Origin of the sequence: Pontibacterium sp. (assembly GCF_041587635.1) — a bacterium.
Classification (GTDB): Bacteria; Pseudomonadota; Gammaproteobacteria; order Pseudomonadales; family Balneatricaceae; genus Pontibacterium.
This window is the reverse complement of the sequence record NZ_JBFGYC010000345.1, coordinates 1-4,446: the sequence shown is the minus strand read 5'-3', so window position 1 is coordinate 4,446 and position 4,446 is coordinate 1. Positions and strand designations below refer to the sequence as shown.

Sequence of the window (4,446 nt, the reverse complement as noted above, 5' to 3'; positions counted from 1 at the left end):
ATTCCTGACCGGGCGTGTAGTGGACTATATGCTGGCAGAGGATCAGCTAAGTGGTGTCAAAGTTATGTCTCAGGATGGCGTGATTCGGCAGCTTGAACTGGACCACTTGCTGGTGTTTTTTGGTCTGTCGCCAGACAATGGAACGCTCGAAGGGTGGGGAGTAGAAACTGAGAGAAATCAGGCAAGAGTGGATACCGAGCGATTCATGACCAGTTGCCCCGGTATATACGCCGTGGGCGACAGCAATTGGTATCCAGGTAAGAAGAAACTGATTTTAAGTGGTTTTCACGAAGCTGCATTAGCGGCGTTTTCGATCAAGGCCCAGCTTAACCCAGATGAAAAGGTTCATCTGCAATACACCACGACCAGCCCCGCATTACATAAACGACTGGGCGTGTCTCCGGATCTTAGCGACCTTTGGTAATAAGTTCTGCCTGTAGCTGAGGGCTTTCAAGCATTTGAGCCAGGGTGTATTTGCGCAGGGTATTCATAAAGGCTTCCTGTGCTTCTTTGAACACCGATTGCAGGCTGCAAAACCCGGTGAGCTTGCAGTCTTGTCCCATGCAGTCAACCAATGGTGCGATCCCTTCAGACTGAGCGATGACCTCACCCAAGTTGATATCTTCAGGGTCCTTCGCTAGGCGAATGCCGCCATTTTTACCGCGAAAGGTCTGTAGATAACCGGACTTGGATAAAGCGTGAACGACTTTTCGCAGATGTTCGATCGATATCTCGTAAAAGCCTGCAATTTCAGCCAGTGTGGTCAGGCGATCATTATTGACGGCGGTAAAGAAGAGCACCCGGAGAGTGTAATCGGTAAATCGACTAAGTTGCATATTAGCATTTGCTCACAAAAGGTTGCCGTGAATATACGTAAGGTCATCCGAGACTGCAAGTTGAAAGAGGTCGTATAGCAATGCTCTATCAGTTTGATTGAGCATGCAATGATAACGCCCAATATCTCGTTTGATGCGTTCGAATGACCACCAAAAACAGTGATCGATCAGAGAGTGGCTGGATGCTGAAGGTGAGCAAGAATACACCCTCTATATTAACCCGAACAGTAGACCTTAAAGAGCCTATATTAGTTGCATGTAATATTGAATGATTCATCTTTATCTCAATATCTGCAAGAATAGGCTCAAGTTTGTAATTGCTTTTTGATTCGTACGCGTGTGGGTTTTATCAGTTGCTCTGATAAAAAAGAATACTGAAACCGTCATACAGGGATATTAAAGCTCGGATCATTTTCCGGCTTTTCAGTTACCCTGAACAATTAGAGTTCAGAATACATGGATAATAAGAAGATCATTTTTGTCGGTCCTGTTGGGGCGGGCAAAACAAGTGCAATACAAGCGGTCAGTGAGATAGATTGCGTTAATACAGAGGCTAAAATTTCAGTTGATGAAGTGAAAAGCCATAAAAGCACCACAACGGTTGCAATTGATTACGGGCGCGTGACCACTGATGCAAATGAAAAAGCCCATCTTTACGGTGCCCCAGGCCAGTCTCGTTTTGATTTTATGTGGGACATGCTAAGTGAAGAGATCGCCCATGATGCGAGCGGTGTCGTCCTAATGCTGGATAATGCACGGGAATGTCCGCAGGAAGACCTGAAATATTACTTGAATGCGTTTTCCCGCTTGATCAACGATCGTCAGTTAGTCGTTGGTGTAACGCGTTCTGATGTGCAGGCGAATCCATCGCTTGAAGATTACCAGCAATGGTTGGCAGAACTGGATATCGAAGCATCCGTCAGCTTCGTCGATGCGCGTGACCGTCGTGCGGTATTTGCCTTGGTCGAACCTTTGTTAGGTCCTTTGACGCGTGCTGCATCAGCTGTGGGTGTGTCTGTAGGTCTGTCTGGAACACAGGGAGTTGCGACTGTCTGAGTTCTAGATTGTTGGCAGGTCATAAAAAGAAACCGCTTTGAAGCGGTTTTTTTGTGTCCGCATGCTATCAGTAGTGACGTTGATAGCATGCGGAGAGGGCATAGGAAGGGTAGGCAAACTAGCGGTTATCGAACACGCGTTTTGCTTTACCTTCGGAGCGTGGAATTGAACCTAGAGGAACAATATCTACTTTAGTGCTGATACCCACTACAGACTTGATGTGGTGCTGCAGTTCTTTGATCGCCTGATCCTGATTCGCAGACTGTGCATCCGGTGCCAGCTCAACTTTCACTTGTACTTTGTCCAGGTTGCCGTCTTTGGTTACCACGATCTCGTAGTGCGGTGCCAGTGCAGGGATCTTCAGAATCTGTTCTTCGATCTGCGTTGGGAAGACGTTTACACCACGGATGATCATCATGTCGTCGGAACGGCCGGTGATTTTATCGATACGACGCATCGGACGTGCGGTTCCCGGCAATAGGCGGGTCAGGTCACGGGTGCGGTAACGGATAATCGGCAGGGCTTCTTTGGTCAGAGAGGTGAAAACCAGCTCGCCGTATTCGCCGTCTGGCAGTACTTCACCGGTATTTGGATCGATAATTTCAGGGTAGAAATGATCTTCCCAGATGGTTGGGCCATCTTTGGTTTCGATACATTCCATCGCCACACCCGGGCCCATCACTTCAGACAGGCCGTAGATGTCGACCGCATCGATACCCAGACGGGTTTCGATGTTCTTACGCATCTCATCGGTCCACGGCTCTGCACCGAAGATACCCAGGCGAAGGGCTGTGTTTCGTGGGTCCAGACCCTGGCGCTCCATCTCATCGATCAGGTTCAGCATGTATGACGGCGTCACCATGATGATATCCGGATCGAAATCACGCATCAGCTGAACCTGCTTCTCGGTCTGACCGCCAGACATCGGAATAACCGTACAACCCAAACGCTCAGCACCGTAGTGAGCACCCATGCCACCGGTAAACAGACCGTAACCGTATGAGATGTGAACTTTATCGCCGTAGTGGCCGCCCGCTGCACGGATAGAGCGCGCTACGACATCAGCCCAGGTATCGATATCGTTCTGGGTGTACCCCACAACAGTTGGTTTGCCGGTGGTGCCGGAAGAGGCATGGACACGTACCACTTCGTTCATCGGTACCGCAAATGAATCGAATGGATAAGCGTCGCGCAGATACGCCTTGGTGGTGAACGGAAATAGTTTCAGGTCGTCCAGTGTTTTCAGGTCAAACGGATGGACACCGTGCTCATCGCACAGGCGCTTGTATGCTGGTACGTTGTTATAAGCGTGCGCGATACTCCACTGCATACGTCCCAGCTGCAGATCACGCAGCTCATCGATGCTAGCGGTTTCAATCGGGTCGAGCGCGCCGCGTAGTGGTTTGTCGTTAAGCATAATTATTATTGTCCTGTCTCATTGATCGTTTTTATCTCAGAACTCATCGTCCTTAAGGACGAAAAGAGGGGCCTAAGGCTTAGGGGCATTGGGCTCCCTCTTAAGGCGTTTAATTACGCCGCTTTTAAAAGCTGCTTAAACGCGCTCAATAATGATCGCGATACCTTGGCCGACACCAATACACATGGTGCACAGAGCATAACGACCACCTGTACGATGCAGCTGATACATCGCTGTTGTGACCAGACGTGCACCACTGGCACCCAGTGGGTGGCCCAGAGAGATTGCACCGCCGTTCGGGTTCACGTTTTCTGCATCATCCGGCAAACCCAGATCACGCATCACCGCCAAACCCTGAGAAGCAAAGGCCTCGTTCAGTTCGATGACATCCATCTGATCCAGTGTCAGACCGGCTTTTTCCAGTACCTTCTTAGAGGCAGGCGCAGGACCAAAGCCCATAATGCGTGGCTCAAGACCGGCGGTTGCCATGGCTACCACACGTGCTTTAGGGGTTAAGCCATTTTTCTCTGCTGCTTCTTTAGACGCGATCAGCAGGGCACAAGCACCATCGTTGACACCGGAGGCGTTACCCGCGGTCACAGAACCGCCTTCACGGAAAGGCGCTCTCAGCTTGCCCAGACCTTCCAGTGTTGTAGAGGCGCGTGGGTGCTCATCGGTATCAACGATAACGTCGTCACCTTTGCGCTGAGGAATCACCACCGGGCAGATCTCTTCGTTGAACAGGCCGGCTTCCATCGCCGCCGCGGTTTTCTGCTGGCTGCGGTACGCGAACAGGTCCTGATCTTCACGGGAGATATTGAAATCTTCAGCCACGTTCTCAGCCGTTTCAGGCATGGAATCCACGCCGAATTCCGCTTTCATCTTTTTGTTGATGAAGCGCCAGCCGATGGTGGTGTCGTAAAGGCCGTTTGGATTACGGCTGAACGCGGATTCCGCTTTGCCCATGACAAATGGGGCACGGGACATGGATTCGCAGCCACCGGCGATCATCAGCTCGGTTTCACCGGACTTGATGGCACGCGCCGCCATACCGATGGCGTCCATACCGGAGCCACACAAGCGGTTGATGGTGGTGCCGGGAACAGAGGTTGGCAAACCTGCCAGCAGCGAGGACAT

5 protein-coding genes are annotated in these 4,446 nt (G+C 50.8%); 2 read left to right on the top strand and 3 right to left on the bottom strand.

Annotated elements, in window-relative coordinates; genetic code table 11:
* A partial coding sequence (locus ABYW01_RS15085; RefSeq protein ID WP_372834183.1) for an NAD(P)/FAD-dependent oxidoreductase occupies window positions 1–424 on the top strand: 424 nt, incomplete at its 5' end.
* Here the strand turns inward: ABYW01_RS15085 and ABYW01_RS15080 are convergent.
* Window positions 408–836, bottom strand: a complete 429-nt coding sequence (locus ABYW01_RS15080; RefSeq protein ID WP_372834181.1) for an Rrf2 family transcriptional regulator — start codon at window positions 834–836, stop codon at window positions 408–410. The two genes, ABYW01_RS15085 and ABYW01_RS15080, sit on opposite strands and share 17 nt — an antisense overlap.
* Before the next feature lie 456 nt (window positions 837–1,292).
* Here ABYW01_RS15080 and ABYW01_RS15075 point away from each other — a divergent pair, with 456 nt between their 5' ends.
* Window positions 1,293–1,892: an ATP/GTP-binding protein gene (locus ABYW01_RS15075; RefSeq protein WP_372834179.1), complete on the top strand. Its 600-nt coding sequence runs from the start codon at window positions 1,293–1,295 to the stop codon at window positions 1,890–1,892.
* 118 nt (window positions 1,893–2,010) lie between these two features.
* On the opposite strand, the gene paaK is transcribed toward ABYW01_RS15075, so the two are convergent.
* Together paaK and ABYW01_RS15065 are read right to left on the bottom strand one after the other, a co-directional pair.
* Window positions 2,011–3,309, bottom strand: a complete 1,299-nt coding sequence (gene paaK, locus ABYW01_RS15070) for a phenylacetate--CoA ligase PaaK (protein ID WP_372834176.1) — start codon at window positions 3,307–3,309, stop codon at window positions 2,011–2,013.
* A 135-nt stretch (window positions 3,310–3,444) separates the two neighbouring features.
* The coding region (locus tag ABYW01_RS15065) for an acetyl-CoA C-acyltransferase (protein ID WP_372834174.1) at window positions 3,445–4,446 on the bottom strand (1,002 nt) is incomplete at its 5' end.

Excerpts from the sequence above, each read along its gene's own strand:
- ABYW01_RS15080 (WP_372834181.1), bottom strand. The coding sequence starts at position 836 with ATGCAACTTAGTCGATTTACCGATTACACTCTCCGGGTGCTCTTCTTT.
- paaK (WP_372834176.1), bottom strand. The coding sequence starts at position 3,309 with ATGCTTAACGACAAACCACTACGCGGCGCGCTCGACCCGATTGAAACC.
- ABYW01_RS15075 (WP_372834179.1), top strand. The coding sequence starts at position 1,293 with ATGGATAATAAGAAGATCATTTTTGTCGGTCCTGTTGGGGCGGGCAAA.